At 71.1% G+C, this 15,925-nt stretch carries 9 protein-coding genes; 6 read left to right on the top strand and 3 right to left on the bottom strand.

The window, feature by feature from the left end; all coding sequences use genetic code 11:
• Together KVT44_RS40255 and gabT are read right to left on the bottom strand one after the other, a co-directional pair.
• Nucleotides 1–858: a phosphatase PAP2 family protein gene (locus KVT44_RS40255; RefSeq protein ID WP_217572756.1), complete on the bottom strand. Its 858-nt coding sequence runs from the start codon at nt 856–858 to the stop codon at nt 1–3.
• Between the two features lie 170 nt (nt 859–1,028).
• Nucleotides 1,029–2,363 carry a 4-aminobutyrate--2-oxoglutarate transaminase gene (gene gabT, locus KVT44_RS40250; RefSeq protein WP_217572754.1) on the bottom strand — a complete coding sequence of 445 codons (1,335 nt, stop codon included), beginning with the start codon at nt 2,361–2,363 and terminating at the stop codon, nt 1,029–1,031.
• 332 nt (nt 2,364–2,695) lie between these two features.
• On the opposite strand from gabT, the gene KVT44_RS40245 reads away from it, so the two are divergent.
• From KVT44_RS40245 to KVT44_RS40235, 3 genes are all read left to right on the top strand, one after another.
• The gene (locus KVT44_RS40245; protein WP_217572753.1) at nt 2,696–5,149 is read left to right on the top strand and encodes an ATP/GTP-binding protein; all 2,454 of its coding nucleotides are present in this window, start codon (nt 2,696–2,698) and stop codon (nt 5,147–5,149) included.
• Between the two features lie 128 nt (nt 5,150–5,277).
• Nucleotides 5,278–6,939, top strand: a complete 1,662-nt coding sequence (locus KVT44_RS40240; RefSeq protein WP_095852321.1) for a PucR family transcriptional regulator — start codon at nt 5,278–5,280, stop codon at nt 6,937–6,939.
• Nucleotides 6,940–7,335: 396 nt separating this feature from the next.
• Nucleotides 7,336–8,781 carry an aldehyde dehydrogenase family protein gene (locus KVT44_RS40235; RefSeq protein WP_217572751.1) on the top strand — a complete coding sequence of 482 codons (1,446 nt, stop codon included), beginning with the start codon at nt 7,336–7,338 and terminating at the stop codon, nt 8,779–8,781.
• 122 nt (nt 8,782–8,903) lie between these two features.
• Here the strand turns inward: KVT44_RS40235 and KVT44_RS40230 are convergent, their stop codons facing one another.
• The gene (locus tag KVT44_RS40230) at nt 8,904–11,759 is read right to left on the bottom strand and encodes a glycoside hydrolase family 3 C-terminal domain-containing protein (protein ID WP_217572749.1); all 2,856 of its coding nucleotides are present in this window, start codon (nt 11,757–11,759) and stop codon (nt 8,904–8,906) included.
• Nucleotides 11,760–12,134: 375 nt separating this feature from the next.
• Here KVT44_RS40230 and KVT44_RS40225 point away from each other — a divergent pair, with 375 nt between their 5' ends.
• From KVT44_RS40225 to KVT44_RS40215, 3 genes are read left to right on the top strand one after another with little or no spacing between them, the layout of a single operon-like run.
• The gene (locus KVT44_RS40225; RefSeq protein WP_217572747.1) at nt 12,135–13,832 is read left to right on the top strand and encodes an extracellular solute-binding protein; all 1,698 of its coding nucleotides are present in this window, start codon (nt 12,135–12,137) and stop codon (nt 13,830–13,832) included.
• Between the two features lie 27 nt (nt 13,833–13,859).
• Nucleotides 13,860–14,894, top strand: coding sequence for a sugar ABC transporter permease (locus tag KVT44_RS40220; RefSeq protein WP_190172525.1), 1,035 nt, complete (start codon nt 13,860–13,862; stop codon nt 14,892–14,894).
• Entirely contained in the window at nt 14,891–15,826 is a 936-nt protein-coding gene (locus tag KVT44_RS40215; protein ID WP_075031275.1) for a carbohydrate ABC transporter permease, read from the top strand. Before KVT44_RS40220 ends, KVT44_RS40215 begins: the two co-directional genes overlap by 4 nt.
• Nucleotides 15,827–15,925 lie beyond the last annotated feature (99 nt).

The raw sequence follows: 15,925 nt of genomic DNA, 5'->3' as shown, positions 1-15,925 counted from the left end.
CTATGTCGGCTGACGGCTGTTCCGGCCGAGGAGGAGCCGGAGCGAGAGCAGCAGCACCGCGCAGAGGCACCAACTGGCCGCCACGTCCAGCGGCCAGTGGTAGCCCCGCCGGATCAGGCCGAAGGCGACACCCAGGTTGAGGGCGAGGCAGCCGACGAGCAGGGCGCGGCGGGCCCCGGCGCCCCGCAGCCACGGAATCAGCACCAGGGCCGCACCGCCGTACGCGATGACGGCGGTGGCGGTGTGGCCCGAGGGATAGAAGCCCGTGATAGGGCCCATGACCGGTGGGCCCGGCCGGGCGACCAGTTCTTTCAAAGGCACGATCAACGCCGGTACGACCGCCATCAAGGCCGCCGTCGCGAGGGACGGCAGCCACCAGCGCGCCCGCCCGGCCGCGCGGGCCCGCCACGCCACGTACCCGAGCACGACGGCCAGGACCGGCACCGCGACGGTGACATTGCCCAGGTCGGCCAGGAGTTCGGAGACGCGGTCGGGGTGGACGAGACGGTCGCTGAGGCGTTCGTCCGCGCGGGCGAGGGGGCCGTGGGCCGCGACCTGCCAGGTGATCAGCGCGAAGAGGAGGGCCGGAAGGCCGAGGAAGCCGAGAGGTCCGAAGAGGCCGCGACGTCCGAGGAGGAAGGTCGGCCGCCCCGGAACAGGGGGGGTAGTTCCGAGGCGGCCGTCCAGATCGGGTCGTCGCGCGCCCCGGGGGGTTTGGGGCGAGCGACTGTCCGATCGGTGAGGAGATCCGGAGCCGGAAGCTCCGGGTGTGTGCGCGAGGGCACGACCAGGGCGAAGCTGGGGAGGCCTCGACCCGGTGTCACCCACAGTCCCCTGTGGGCGGGGTGTATCTCTCATCTGGGTAGAACCTACGGCAGGGGATCCGGCTCCGACAGACGGAATCGCGTCCCGTCATGCACCTCGCACACGTTCTTCACACGCTCTGACCCCGGTCGCCGCAGCCCCGGAACCAAGCGGAATCCGCTCGGGGCGGCCGTCCTGGGTCCGGGGCTGGGGCGGGTGGGGCGTCAGATACGGGCGAAGGCCTGCTCGATGATGTCGAGGCCCTCGGTCAGCAGGTCCTCGCCGATGACCAGCGGCGGCAGGAAGCGGAGGACGTTGCCGTAAGTGCCACAGGTCAGGACCAGCAGGCCCTCCTGGTGGCAGGCCTTGGCCAGCGCGGAGGTCGCCTCGGGGTTCGGTTCCTTGGTGGCGCGGTCCTTGACCAGCTCGATGGCGATCATGCCGCCACGGCCACGGACGTCGCCGATGACGTCGAACTTCTCGGCCATCGCGCCGAGGCGCGTCTTCATGATCGCCTCGATGTTCTTGGCCTTGGCGTTGAGGTCGAGCTCCTTCATCGTCTCGATCGCGCCGAGCGCGCCCGCGCAGGCCACCGGGTTGCCGCCGTAGGTGCCGCCCAGGCCGCCCGCGTGCGCGGCGTCCATGATCTCGGCGCGGCCGGTCACGGCGGCGAGCGGCAGACCGCCCGCGATGCCCTTGGCGGTGGTGATCAGGTCCGGGACGATGCCCTCGTCCTCGCACGCGAACCACTGGCCGGTGCGGCAGAAGCCCGACTGGATCTCGTCCGCGACGAAGACGATGCCGTTGTCCTTGGCGAACTTGCTGATGGCGGGCAGGAAGCCCTTCGCGGGCTCGATGAAGCCGCCCTCGCCGAGCACCGGCTCGATGATGATCGCGGCGACGTTGTCGGCGCCGATCTGCTTGTTGATCATGTCGATCGCCTGGGCGGAGGCCTCGACGCCGGCGTTCTCCGGGCCGGTCAGCCAGCGGTAGCCGTACGCCACCGGCACCCGGTAGACCTCGGGCGCGAACGGGCCGAAGCCGTGCTTGTACGGCATGTTCTTGGCGGTCAGCGCCATCGTGAGGTTCGTACGGCCGTGGTAGCCGTGGTCGAAGACGACGACGGCCTGGCGCTTGGTGTACGCACGGGCGATCTTGACGGCGTTCTCGACGGCCTCGGCGCCCGAGTTGAACAGGGCCGACTTCTTGGCGTGGTCACCCGGGGTCAGCTCGGCCAGCGCCTCGGCGACGGCGACGTAGCCCTCGTACGGCGTGACCATGAAACAGGTGTGGGTGAAGTCCTGGAGCTGCGCGGAGGCGCGGCGTACGACGGCCTCGGCGCTCGCGCCGACGGAGGTCACGGCGATGCCGGAGCCGAAGTCGATCAGACGGTTGCCGTCGACGTCCTCGATGATGCCGCCGCCGGCGCGCGTGGTGAAGACAGGGAGCACCGAACCCACACCGGCCGCGACCGCGGCGGTGCGTCGGGCCTGCAGTTCCTGCGACTTCGGGCCGGGGATGGCGGTGACGACGCGGCGCTCCTGCGGAAGTGCGGTCATGAGGGGCTCCCTGATGATCTTGCGAACCGGACGGTCCCCGCGGCGGACGGGGTGTGCCGGGCGGGGTGTTTTCGGACTCTTGACTTCTTTCTTCGCAGGCTAGGGCCGGGAACGGAGGGTCGGCATGCTCCATGTGGGCGTTGTCGGAGGATTCGGTTGTCCGTGGTGGACATAGAGGGGCGAGGGACCGATGGTCCCGGTCCTTCGCCGGTCCGCCGCCGCTCTGCCCCGGCAAGGCGCGGATCCGGCCGCGTAAACGGTGAACTCCCCTCGCAGGGGCACTAGATTGACTCGCGGACGAAGCGCGGAGCGGCTGGTCAGGGGGCAGGGCGATGGACAGCGACGGGACGCAGGACGCGCGGGGCGGGCATACCGGTGCCGTGCCGGGACCCGCCGTGCCGCCGCCACCCGGTAGGGCACCCGCGTCTCCGCCACCCGGAGTACCCCCGCTGCCGAGGGGGACACCGCCACGACCCGCGGGTCTGCCGTCCGTGCCGGAGCAGTCCCCGGCCCCCCGGCCCACCGTCGCCGACTGGCTCGACAAGCCGCGACCCGCCGCCGGACCCGGGATCTGGCGATACGGATACCGGGTGCGTCGCCCGTCGAAGGGGCGGGAGCGGCTCTCGCCGGTCACGATCGTCGGGCTCGCCGTCCCGCTCGTGGTGGCACTCGTCGTCTGGTCGCTGTGGCGCCACGGCAGCGTCCCCTACATGTGGGTCGTGCTGAAGGTGTTCACACCGGACGACTGGTGGTGGAGCGGCACCACCTCGCCCAAGGTGTGGCAGGGGGCGGAGGCCATCGAGGTCTACAACGGGGTCTTCTTCGGCGTGCTGGTGTACACCATGGGCCGGCTGGGGAGCTGGCCCGAGGTCGTCCGCCACTACGTCACCGCCCGGCCCCAGCCCCTGCGCGCCGCCCTCGCCGCGCTCGGCGCACTGATCGTCCTGACGTTCGTCTTCCCGAACGCCTTCCCCGGGGTCGGCTGGGACGCCCTGCCGGTCGTCGCCCCGCTGTTCTCCCTCGTCGCCCTGGTCTCCGGCGGCTACGACGTGTTCCAGTCGCAGCTGATCACCGACGGGCTCTACGCGCTGATCACCCTGCTCGTCCTGTGGCCGTTCGCCCGGATCGGCGCCTGGCGCAGATACGCCAGGGAGTGGCGCGCCGCCCGAGCCGCGCGCAACGAGGCACAGGAGGCCGGCACCGCGAAGTTCGCGCCCGACCTGCCCGCCGCCCAGTGGCCCGAACTCCGTGACGCCGGACAGCACGAGGCGGCGGACCTGCTCACCGCCGAAGTGCTAGGCGGCCGGATGAACGACGTGGACTGCGCCCGGGTGCGGCGCGCGTGGACCACGGCGAAGTGGGACGCCACGCGCCTGGCCACCTTCGTCGACACCGTCCTGCGACGGGGCGGGGCGGCCTGGACGCATCCCTCCGGGGCCCGGGACCTGCCCGCGCGCACCGCGGCGCACGACGTGCTCGTGGGACAGGTGCGCATCGGGCGGTGGACGACCGGGGACCGTACCCCGGAGGCCTACGACGGCGGGGGCGCGGCCCTCGACCCGGAGGCCCTGGGCACCTCCCTGCTCGCCGTCGGTCCTTCCGGCTCCGGGAAGACCCGGCACCTGGTCGGACCCGTCGTCGAGTCGCTCGCCCTGCAGGCGCTCACCGGACGGTGCGCCGTCGTCGCGGTCGCCGCCGCCGGGACGCCGCTCGGCCCGGACTCGGCCTTCGACGTCGTGGTGAAGATCGGCGACCCCGCCTCCGTCCACGACCTCGATCTGTACGCGGACTCCGACGACCCCGACGAAGCGGCCTCCTTCCTCGCCGAAGGGCTGGCCGGGGACCTCGACGCGGTGGCCGGCCAGCGGGCCACCACCGCGCTCGCCCAACTCCTCGGCCCCTACCGGGCGGTGCACGGCACGTTCCCGCCCATGTCCGTCCTGCGGGAACTCCTGGAAGGCGTACCGGAGGCCCTGACCGCCCTGCACGAAGCCCTCTCCGGGCCGCAGCACGCCGCGATGCGCCGGGAACTGGAAGCCCGTATGCGACAGGTCGGCAGCCCGGCCGACGCGGGCCCGGCGCTCGCCGACCGGCTGGCGCTCCTGGACCGGCCGGCCTTCGCCGACTTCTTCGGCGCGGGCGGCACCACCCGCGCCTTCTCGCTGCGCGCCGTGGCCCACCACCCGCTGCGGGTACGGATCGACCTGCCCGAGCACGGACACGAGGAGGCCGCCCGGCTGCTCGCCCGGCTCGTGCTGGCCCAGTTCACCGCCGTCGTACGCGGCGGCGAGCGCCCGCACTTCGTCTGCCTGGTACTCGACGACGCCACCGGAACGCTGACCCCCGACTCCGTACGCCGCATCCAGCGCCTGCGCTCCCAGAACGCGGGGGTGGTGCTCGCCCTGCGCACGATCGGCGACATCCCCGAGGCGCTGCACGGGCCGCTGTACGGGGCCGTGGGCTGCCGGATGGCGTTCTCCGGCGTCACGACCTGGGACGGCAGCCGCTTCGCCCACGCCTGGGGCACGGAGTGGGTCGAGACCCGTGACGTGGCCAAGCACACCGTCTTCGCGGACCAGCCGATGACCCGGGCCATCCATGCCCTGCGCAAGCTGGTCACCGGAAAGGCCGTCACCACGGACGCGGTGACCATAAGGAAGGTCGAGCGGGAGCGGTGGTCGGCGTCCGAGCTGGCGCACGAGGTGCCGCCGGGGCACGCGGTGCTGTCGCTCACCACGGTGGGGGGAGAGCACGCGCCACCGTTGCTGGTGGATCTACGGAGCTAGGAGGTCTGGGCACAAGGTCACGGTCGACCGTACGGTGAGGCAGAATCGACATAGGTCGTTCATACGTTGCGGCCAAAAGATCACACTGCCCGTGACCGTCGAAGATCCTGTGAAGACCTGAAGGTCCCATGCGCCCCACGCTCGCCTCGATCGTCCACCACTCCGCGCTCAAACTGACCGTGCGGGCGGGCGAGGACCGTCTGGACGTACCCGTCCGCTGGGCCCACGTCAGCGAGCTCGCCGACCCCGTGCCGTACATGGAGGGCGGGGAACTGCTGCTGATCACCGCGCTCCAGCTGGACGCGGAGGATCCGGACGTCATGCGGCGCTATGTGAAGCGGCTGGTGGGAGCCGGCGTCGTCGGGCTCGGTTTCGCCGTCGGGGTCAACTACGACGAGATCCCGAAGGCCCTGGTCGACGCGGCGGAGGAAGAGGGCCTGCCGCTCCTGGAGGTCCCCCGCCGCACCCCCTTCCTGGCCATCAGCAAGGCGGTGTCGGCCGCGATCGCCGCGGACCAGTACCGGGCCGTGACGGCGGGGTTCGCCGCGCAGCGCGAACTGACGAAGCAGGCCCTCAACGACGGCCCCGAGGGGCTGCTGTCGGCGCTCGCGGGACAGGTGGACGGCTGGGCGGCCCTGTACGACGCGTCCGGCGCCGTCGTCGCCACCGCGCCCGAGTGGGCCGGGCGGCGGGCCGCACGCATCACCCCCGACGTGGAGCGGCTGCGCGAGCGCCCCGCGCCCGCCAGCTCCGTCGTCGGCGGCGAGGACCGCGTGGAACTCCACTCCCTCGGCACCGGCCGCCGCCCCCGCGCCGCGCTCGCCGTCGGAACGGCCGCCGCCCTCGGCACCGCCGAGCGCTACGCCGTGCACTCCGCGATCGCACTGCTGACCCTCACCACCGAACGCTCACGGTCGCTGCACGCCGCCGAGCAGCGCATCGGGGCGGCGGTGCTGCGCATGCTGCTCGCCGGGCAGCCCGAGCACGCGCGCACCGTGGCCGGGGACCTCTACGGGGAACTTCTCGACGCGCCCTTCCGGCTGATCCTCGCCGAGTCGGCGTCCGCTTCGGCGGCGCGGGCGCACGCGGACGGGCACGCGCGCGTGGCCGCCGCGAAGCCGTCCAAGGCCCCCGTCGTGGTGCCGGACCCGACGAACGGCGACCCGCTCGGCGGGCTCGCCGAGATCGTCGAGTCCGCCGCCGCCCGCTCCGGTGAGTCCGTGCTCGTCGTGCCCGACGGGGAGCGGCTGGTCGTGCTCGCCGTGGACGGAGGCGCGGCGGTGACGGCGTGCGGGGAGTACGCGGCCGCGCTGGACGCCGCGCGGATCGCCACCCGGGAGCAGCCCGTGGGCGACGAGGACGAACTGGTCGTCGGACTCTCGGCCCCCGCCGGGCCGATCGCCGCGGCCGCCGCCTACAAGCAGGCCGAGCAGGCGCTGTCCGTGGCCCGGCGGCGGGGGCGGTCGCTGGTCGAGCACGAGGAGCTGGCCGCGGGGTCCGTGCTGCCGTTGCTCGCCGATGACGCGGTGCGGGCGTTCGCGGACGGGTTGCTCCGCCCGCTGAACGAGCACGACGCCACCGGGCGGGGGGATCTGGTCGCCTCGCTGCGGGCGTGGCTGTCCCGGCACGGTCAGTGGGACGCCGCCGCCGCCGACCTGGGTGTGCATCGACACACTCTGCGTTATCGGATGCGACGCGTCGAGGAGATCCTCGGACGCTCCCTCGACGACCCCGACGTCCGCATGGAACTGTGGCTGGCGCTGAAGGCGACGGCGGCGGCGGGGGAGTAGGAACCCTGGGTGGGTTCCTCGTCCGCGGGCCGGCGCGGGCTGCCGCCGACCTGGGGGCTCCGCCCCAGACCCCCCGGTGGGTTCTTCGTCCGCGGCCGTCTGTGGCTGGTCGCGCAGTTCCCCGCGCCCCTGAGGCGGGGCTGCGCCCCGCATCCCCCGCGCGCCCCGGGTTCAGGGGCGCGGGGAACTGCGCGGTTTTTTGGGGTCCGGGGGCGGAGCCCCCGGGGATGGGGCGGCGGGGGTGAGGGAATCGCGGCGGTCACCTCGATCGTGCCAAAGCGGAGTGCCACGCCCCGCCACTGCTACGTCCCGGACAAACGACCTCCCGCCGCCCCGGCCCTACCGTGGACCACGAACGCCAAGGACACCCCAACCTCGGAAGGGCCGGGACTCGACATGACTTCCACCCACGCCTTCTGGCTCGCCGGCCGCCAGGCCACCGGTGAGACCACCTTCGATGTCACCTCGCCGTGGGACGGCCGGGTCGTCGGACAGGTCAGCGTCCCGACCGAGGCACAGGTCGAGGAGGCCGTCGCCGCCGCGTACGCCGTGCGCGACGAGTTCGCCGCCACCCCCGCCCACGTCCGCGCCGCCGCCCTCGACCACGTCAGCAAGCGCCTCGTCGAGCGCACCGAGGAGATCGCGCAGCTCATCTCCGCCGAGAACGGCAAGCCGATCAAGTGGGCCCGCGGCGAGGTCGGCCGCGCGGTGTCCGTCTTCCGGTTCGCCGCCGAGGAGGCCCGCCGCTTCAACGGCGGCGAGGCCCAGCGCCTCGACACCGACCTCGGCGGCCAGGGCCGCCTGGCCCTCACCCGCCGCTTCCCGAAGGGTGTCGTCCTCGGCATCGCGCCCTTCAACTTCCCCCTCAACCTGTGCGCCCACAAGATCGCCCCGGCCATCGCCGCCGGCGCGCCGATCATCCTGAAGCCGGCGCCCGCGACCCCGCTCTCCGGCCTGATCATCGGTGACCTGCTCGCCGAGACGGAGCTGCCGGCCGGCTCCTGGTCGATCCTCCCGGTCTCCAACGACCGGATGCCCGCCCTCGTCCAGGACGAGCGGCTCCCGGTCATCTCCTTCACCGGGTCCGAGAAGGTCGGCTACGCGATCATGGACTCGGTGCCGCGCAAGCACTGCACCCTGGAGCTCGGCGGCAACGGCGCGGCCGTCGTCCTCGCCGACTGGGCGAGCGACGAGGACCTGGACTGGGCCGCGACCCGGATCGCGACCTTCTCGAACTACCAGGGCGGCCAGTCCTGCATCTCCGTGCAGCGTGTGATCGCGGACGCGTCGGTGTACGACCGGCTGCTGCCGCGCATCGTCGCCGCCGTCGAGGCCCAGGTCACCGGCGACCCGTCCGACGACAAGACGGACGTCGGCCCGCTGGTCAGCGAGGACGCCGCCCAGCGCGTGGAGTCCTGGGTCGACGAGGCCGTCCGGTCCGGCGCCATCCTTCTCACCGGCGGCAAGCGCGACGGTGCCTCCTACGCGCCGACCGTGCTCGCCGACGTACCGGCCGAGGCGACGATCTCCTGCGAGGAGGTCTTCGGACCGGTCCTCACCGTGCGCAAGGTGGACGGTGAGGCGGAGGCCTTCGCCGCCGTCAACGACTCCAAGTACGGCCTCCAGGCGGGCGTGTTCACGCACGACCTGCAGGTCGCCTTCCGCGCCCACCGCGCGCTGGAGGTCGGTGGCGTGGTCGTCGGCGACGTGCCGTCCTACCGTGCCGACCAGATGCCGTACGGCGGTGTGAAGCAGTCCGGTGTCGGCCGCGAGGGCGTCAAGTTCGCGATGGACGACTACACCTACGAGCGGGTCCTCGTCCTGACGGGCCTCGTGCTCTAAGGGCGTGGCGCGCTCCGCGCCACCCTCTGGCTAACGACAACCATTTTCAGATAGTCTTCTGAAGGGGCCCGGCACCGATGCCTTCCGGTGCCGGGCCCCTGGTGGTCGGCCTGTCCGGACCCTCAACCGGAGAAGCCCACCCGCGCGAGCCGCAGTGGGCCGCGCAGCCTGAGACGCAGGTCGTGCACGCCGTGGGCCGCGAACTCGGCGCCGATGGTGGTGTAGTCGTACGGGCCCTTCGTCCCGCCGAAGGTGACCGTCGCGAGTGAGGGGCCCCCGTCCAGCGACACCTCGACGACTCCCTCGCCCGACGCCTCGACCTCGACCCGCGTCACACCGGTTCCGAAGTCGCAGCCGCGGTGGACGAGTTCGCCCGTCGCGTCGGCCTTCGGCGTCACCGCGTCGCCCGACACCTTCGTACGGTCGACGATCTCGGTGTCCCGCTGTTCGTCGAAGTCGGCCGCGTTCAGGCCCGGTTCGCGCACCGGGCGGGGGGTGGCGGGCTCGCCGGTGAGGGTGATCGTGGTGCGCAGCCGGATGTCCTCGCTCGACGCGCCCGCGAGGAGTTCGTACGCGCCCGGCTCCAGACGGGGCCGGCCGACCGCCACGTCCCAGAACTCCAGCGCGGAGAGGGGAAGTTCGAAGGCCAGGCGCTCCGAGGCGCCGGGAGCGAGGTGGAGGCGCCGGTGGGCCAGCAGTTCGCGGCGGGGGCGCGGCACCGACGGGTCCACGACGCGCGCGTAGAGCTGGGCCACCTCGTCCGCCGGCGCCGCGCCCGTGTTGGTGACCGTGAAGGAGACCTTCAGCGCGGCCTCCGTCTCGGTGACTTCCAGATCCTCGTACGCGAACGTCGTGTACGCGAGGCCGTGGCCGAACGGGAACAGCGGGCTGCCCTCGAAGTACAGATACGTCTGGCGGCCGCCGATCACGTCGTAGTCGAGCAGGTCGGGCAGGTCCGCGTCGGAGGCGTACCAGGTCTGCGGGAGGCGGCCCGCGGGGGAGACGTCGCCGGCCAGGACGCGGGCCAGGGCGGTGCCCGCGGCCTGGCCGCCGTGCGCGGTCCACAGGGCGGCGGGGAGGTCGGTGGGGTCCACCGCGTAGGGGTACGCCGAGACCAGGGCGAGGACGGTGTCCGGGTTCGCGGCGCGGGCGGCGCGCAGCAGGCGCTCCTGATGGGCGGGGAGCCGCAGGGTGGAGCGGTCCTCCGTCTCGCGGCCGTTGATGTGCGGATCGTTGCCCGCCACGACCACGACGACGTCGGCCGCCGCCGCCACGCGGGCCACGGCGTCCTCGCCGCGCTCGGTGAACTCCAGCTCGAAAATCTCCGGGGATTCGTCGGCAACCTTCACGCCGTCGGCGGCGACAGAGATGTGCCCACCCGTCCCGACGTGCCTCAGGAGGTGGCCGCTCCCATGGGATCCGGAGCGGGAACCCGCCGGTTCGATGCGGAACGTCTCCTGGACGACCCAGCCGCCCGGCTGGTCGGCGGAGGCACGGAGGTAACCGTCCTCGGCGACCGAGAGGTAGCGGCCGTCGGGGGCCCGCAGGGTCAGCAGCCCCTCGCCCCAGTCGATCAGCGCGAGGTCGGTGCCGGTGGCGTCGGTGGTGAGGGGCGGCAGGTCCGTGCGGCCCGCGAGCAGGGCCGGATCCAGCGCGCCCTCGGCGCCGCGCACCTCGTCGTCCGCGTCCCCGGCGAGGGGCACCGACAGATACGTACCCGAGGAGGTCCTCAGGCGTACGCGGTCCACGCCCTCGGCGAAGTCGACGTGCTCGGCGCCGAAGCGCTCGTACAGGCCCTCCAGCGGTGTGGAGCGGTGGATGAGCGTGCCGCTGTACCAGTCGAGCTTGCACTCGTCGGCGAGGAGGCCCACGACGGCGACGCGCACGCCCGGGCCGAGTGGCAGCAGGCCGTCGTTCTTGAGGAGGACGACGGCCTGCTCGGCCGCCTCCCGGGCGAGCGCGCGGTGGGCCGGGGTGTCGAAGTCCGAGGTGCCGCCGTGCGGGTCCGTGTGCGGGTCGAACTCGCCGAGCCGGAAGCGGATCGCGAGCTGGCGGCGGACCGCCGCGTCGATGTCCGCCTCGCTCAACAGGCCCTTCTCCAAGGCCCCTCGGACCCGGTCCACGATCTTCGAACCGTCCGTGCCGTGGTCCGTGAAGCTGTCGACCCCGGCGAGGATCGCGGCGGCGGTCGCCTCTTCGTGGGTGTCGAAGTAGTGCTCGGAGTCGACCAGGTTGGAGGGGGCGCCCGCGTCGGAGCAGACCAGGAGGTCCTGGTCCGTCCAGGTGCGCAGGTGTTCCCCGAGGTACGGGGAGACGTGGTTGGGGCGGCCGTTGACCAGGTTGTACGCCGGCATCACACCCGCCACCGCGCCCGCCTCGACGGTCGCGCGGAACGCCCGCAGGTCGTACTCGTGCAGCACGCGCGGGCGGACCGAGGAGGAGGTGGTGTCCCGGTTCGTCTCGTTGTTGTGGGCGAGCCAGTGCTTGAGAACGGGGGCCGTGCGCCAGAAGTCGGGGTGGTCGCCGCGCAGGCCCCGGGTGTACGCCGTGGCGATCGCGGACGTGAGCTTCGGGTCCTCCGAGTAGCCCTCCTCGTTGCGGCCCCACAGCGGGTGACGCAGCAGATTGACCGTGGGGGACCAGACGTTGAGGCCCACCCGGTCGTCGCGGGCGCGCATCGCGCGGACCTCGGCCGAGACCGCCTCGCCGACGCGGCGTACGAGTTCGTCGTTCCAGGTCGCGCCGAGGCCGACGGCCTGGGGGAAGACCGTCGCCGGGCCCATCCAGGCCACACCGTGCAGCGCCTCCTGGCCGGTGCGGAACGCGGCCACCCCGAGCCGCTCCACGGCGGGCGCGAACTGGTGCAGGAACGCGATGCGCTCGTCGAGCGTGAGCCGCGCCAGCAGATCGTCGATGCGCTTCGCGAACGGCAGCTGCGGATCGCGAAAAGGCGGCGTAGGCGGCGTTTGTGCGGTCACGTGGTGATCCCTTTGCGGTGGAGCGACGGGGTGCTTTCGAAGCGCTTCGATGCTCGATCGCCCGAGGGGTGGGTGTCAAGACACCTCGACGCAACAACTCCGTTTCCTCGTTGGCATTTCAAGCGCTCGACGAGGCCGGTCCAGTCCTCCACACCTCCGAGGAATCTTGGAATCGGCTCTTGTGCACCCCCAGGTGTTCACTTAACCTCGCAGCAACATCGAAGCGCTTCGACTAGTGGAGCGGCTCCCTCGGGGCACGCAGCCTTCCACGCAGTCCTCCGAGGACCGCTTCAGCTCAGCCAGTTCCACTCAAGACACCGCAGCCGACGGCTCCACCGCCGGGTGTCCTGCTGTGCGCCACGAAGGGTTGACGCAATGACGCCGAACACCGCCACCTCCGCCTCCTCCGCTCCCAGCAGGAGAAGCTTCCTCGCCTCCACGGCGGTCGCCGCCGCGGCGGTCGCGGGAGGGATGCCGCTGCTCGCCGCCTGCGGCGGCTCGGACAGCGGCTCGGGCGGGGGCACGTCGGCGGGCAAGAGCGCCAAGAAGCTGCTGCCGGCCTACGTCGCGACCAACGTGGTGACCCCCGACATCGCCGCCAAGAACGGCTCCGCGGTCGGCTTCACCAGCAAGCTCGACATCGCTTCCCTGAAGACCTCGGTGCCGAAGAAGCTCGGCAAGGGCGGCAAGGTCAGCATCATGTCCCCGTTCTGGGGGTCCCCGCCGAAGTCGGACAACGCCTACTACAAGGCGATGAACGACCTGATCGGTGTCGACGTCCAGTGGCAGAACCAGGACGGCAACACCTACGACCAGAAGCTCGGCGCGGTCCTGGCCTCCAGCGACATCCCGGACGTCGTGGTCATCCCCGGCTGGAACATGGGCGGCAAGATACCCAGCGCCATCATCGGCAAGTTCGCGGACCTCGGCCCGTACCTCTCCGGGGACGCGATCAAGCAGTACCCGAACCTCGCGGCGATCCCGACGGACGCCTGGCAGCGCTCCCTCTTCGGCGGCAAGCTGCGCGGCCTGCCGCAGCCGGCCCCGTACGTCACCGGCATCGTGCCCCTGTACCGCAAGGACATCTTCGACAAGGAGGGGTACCAAGTCCCCACCTCGGCCGACGAGTTCATGGCGCTGTGCAAGGAGATCACCAACGCCAAGGCCAAGCGGTGGGCCTGCCTCGACATGAAGTGGACCGCCTTCCAGTCCTTCGGTGTGCTCTCGGGCAGTGAGAAGCCGCTCGGCTGGAACCTCGTCGACGGCAAGCTGGTCTACCGCATCGAGACCCAGGAGTACCTCGAAGCGCTGGAGTGGACCCGCAAGCTCTTCGCCGCCGGATACGTCCACCCGGACGCCAAGCTGGGCAAGAGCGCGGCCACCGACCCGGGCCCCAAGTTCGCGGCCGGCGAGTTCCTCATCTACGCCCAGAACATCTCGCAGTGGTGGAGCCGCACCGCCGAACAGGCCACCCAGAACCCGGACTACAAGATCTGGGGCATGGACATCTTCGGCCACGACGGCGGCTCACCGACCCTCTGGGCCGAACAGCCGGCCGGCATCTTCGCCTTCGTCAGCAAGAAGGCCTCCGAGTCCGTCATCCGTGACGTGCTGGCCGTCGCCAACGTCACCGCCGCGCCGTACGGCACCAAGGAGTACATGCTCACCAACTACGGCGTCGAGGGCACCCACTACACCGTCAAGAACGGCGTTCCCACCAAGACCGACCAGGGCAACAACGAGGTCATCAACGCCTACGTCATGGTCGCCAGCCCCACCGCGACCATCGCCCACCCCGACTTCCCCGAGGTCGCCAAGGCGCAGGTCGAGTGGCAGCAGCGGATGGGCGCCTTCACCAAGAAGTCCTCCTTCTACGGCATGCAGATCACCGAACCCAGCCGCTACACCAACCTCTCCAACGACTTCGAGCAGCTGGAGGACGACATCGTCCGCGGCCGCAAGAAGATCAGCGACATGCAGCAGGCCGTCTCCGACTGGAAGAGCAAGGGCGGCGACAAACTGCGCGACTGGTACAAGAAGCTGCTCGACGAGAACGGCCCGGCGGCGAGCTGACCGGGTACCGAGGCAAGGAGAACGGCCGTGTCCCACAGCACGGTGCCTCGGAGCGGGACCGAGGCCGACACGACAGAGAAGACCCCGGTGGCGTCCGGTGGCGCCACCGGCTCGCGGGAGAAACGCCCCTCCGGGAAGGTGAGCCTGCGACTCAGGTTCAGACGCGACCGCGTCCTGCTCCTGATGACGCTGCCGGCGGTCCTGCTGGTCCTGCTCTTCAACTATGTGCCGATCCTCGGCAACATCGTCGCCTTCCAGGACTACGACCCGTACATCAGCGACAACGGCATCGTCTCCATGCTGCACAGCCCCTGGGTGGGCATCGAGAACTTCCAACGGGTCTTCGAGGACTCGGCGTTCTGGGATGCCGTGCAGAACACCCTCGTGCTGTTCTTCCTCCAGCTCGTCCTGTACTTCCCGATCCCGATCGTGCTCGCGCTGCTCATCAACAGCGTGGTCAGGCCCAGGGTCCGGGCGCTCTCACAGGCGATCCTCTACCTGCCGCACTTCTTCTCCTGGGTGCTGGTCATCGCCGTCTTCCAGCAGCTCTTCGGCGGCGCCGGAATCCTCTCGCAGCTGCTGCGGCAGCACGGGTACGACGGTCTCGACATCATGACCGACCCCGACACCTTCAAGTTCCTGATCACCGCGCAGAGCGTGTGGAAGGACGCCGGCTGGGGGATCATCGTCTTCCTCGCCGCGCTGTCCTCGGTCAGCCCGGACCTGTACGAGGCCGCCGCGATGGACGGCGCGGGTCGCTGGCGCCGCATGTGGCACATCACGCTGCCCGCGCTGCGCCCGGTGATCGCCCTGCTGTTGGTGCTCCGCGTCGGTGACGCCCTCACCGTCGGCTTCGAACAGATCCTGCTCCAGCGCGACGCCGTCGGACCAGGAGCGGCGGAGGTCCTCGACACCTTCGTCTGGTGGAACGGCGTCCGCAACCAGGACTTCGGCTACGCGGCGGCCGCCGGACTGATCAAGGGCGTGGTCAGCCTCGGCCTGGTCCTCGCCGCGAACAAGGTGGCCCATCTCATGGGCGAGCAGGGGGTGTACAAGAAGTGACCGCCGTCATCGACAAACCCGTGCGCGGCCCCAGCCGTTGGGCGGCGCCGCCCCGACCGACATGGGAGGAGGAGCCCAGCAAGGCCGGCCTCGCGGGCAAGGGACTCGTGCTGACCCTCGCCTGCCTGGGGATCTTCTTCCCGCTGTGGATCGTCATCGTCACCAGCCTCTCCTCGCGGAAGACCATCGACGAGGCCGGCGGCCTGGTGATGGTGCCCAAGGGCATCACCTTCGTCGCCTACAAGGAACTCCTCAGCGGCGGCCAGGTCACCCGCGCCTCGGTCATCAGCATCCTGATCACCCTCGTCGGCACGCTGTTCTCCATGGCGGTGTCCGTCCTGTGCGCCTACGGCCTCTCGCGCATCGGCTCGCTCGGCCATCGCTGGATCCTGCTGGCGCTGCTGGCGACCATGTTCTTCAGCGCCGGTCTCATCCCGACCTATCTGCTGGTGCAGTCGCTGGGCCTGACCGACAGCTATCTCGCGCTGATCCTCCCGAGCGCGATCAGCGTCTTCAACATCCTGGTGCTGCGTGGCTTCTTCATGGGCATCTCGCAGGAACTCATCGACAGCGCCCGCATCGACGGCGCCGGTGACGTCCGCATTCTGTGGCAGATCGTCATGCCGCTCTCCCGCGCGGTCCTCGCGGTGATCACCCTGTTCTACGCCGTCGGGTACTGGAGCGCCTGGTTCAACGCCTCGCTCTACCTCAACGACCAGGACATGATGCCGCTGCAGAACGTCATGATCCAGCTCGTGCAGAAGCAGGAGGCCCCGGTGGGCCTCGGCCAGGCCATCAAGACCGGCCAACTGTCCGGTCTGGCGGTGCAGATGGCGGTCATGGTGATGGCGTTGCTGCCGGTGGCCGTGTTGTCGCCGTTCGTGCAGCGGCATTTCAAGAAGGGCATGTTGACGGGCGCGGTGAAGGGCTGACCGGCGCCTGTTGAAGAGGGCTTTCCGGTTGTTCGGCGACCGCGGGTTGTTCGTGGCCGGTCGCGCCCACGCGGCGGAGCCGCATATCGATACAGCCTC

The sequence above is a fragment of the Streptomyces sp. GbtcB7 genome (genome assembly GCF_019091445.1).
In the GTDB taxonomy this organism is placed as follows: Bacteria; Actinomycetota; Actinomycetes; order Streptomycetales; family Streptomycetaceae; genus Streptomyces; species Streptomyces mirabilis.
The sequence above is the reverse complement of the archived record's forward strand: the minus strand, read 5'-3'. Positions and strand labels throughout refer to the sequence as shown.

Coding starts and splice junctions, on each gene's coding strand:
- KVT44_RS40245 (WP_217572753.1), top strand. CDS start 2,696: ATGGACAGCGACGGGACGCAGGACGCGCGGGGCGGGCATACCGGTGCC.
- KVT44_RS40225 (WP_217572747.1), top strand. CDS start 12,135: ATGACGCCGAACACCGCCACCTCCGCCTCCTCCGCTCCCAGCAGGAGA.
- KVT44_RS40255 (WP_217572756.1), bottom strand. CDS start 858: ATGAGAGATACACCCCGCCCACAGGGGACTGTGGGTGACACCGGGTCG.
- KVT44_RS40235 (WP_217572751.1), top strand. CDS start 7,336: ATGACTTCCACCCACGCCTTCTGGCTCGCCGGCCGCCAGGCCACCGGT.
- gabT (WP_217572754.1), bottom strand. CDS start 2,363: ATGACCGCACTTCCGCAGGAGCGCCGCGTCGTCACCGCCATCCCCGGC.
- KVT44_RS40240 (WP_095852321.1), top strand. CDS start 5,278: ATGCGCCCCACGCTCGCCTCGATCGTCCACCACTCCGCGCTCAAACTG.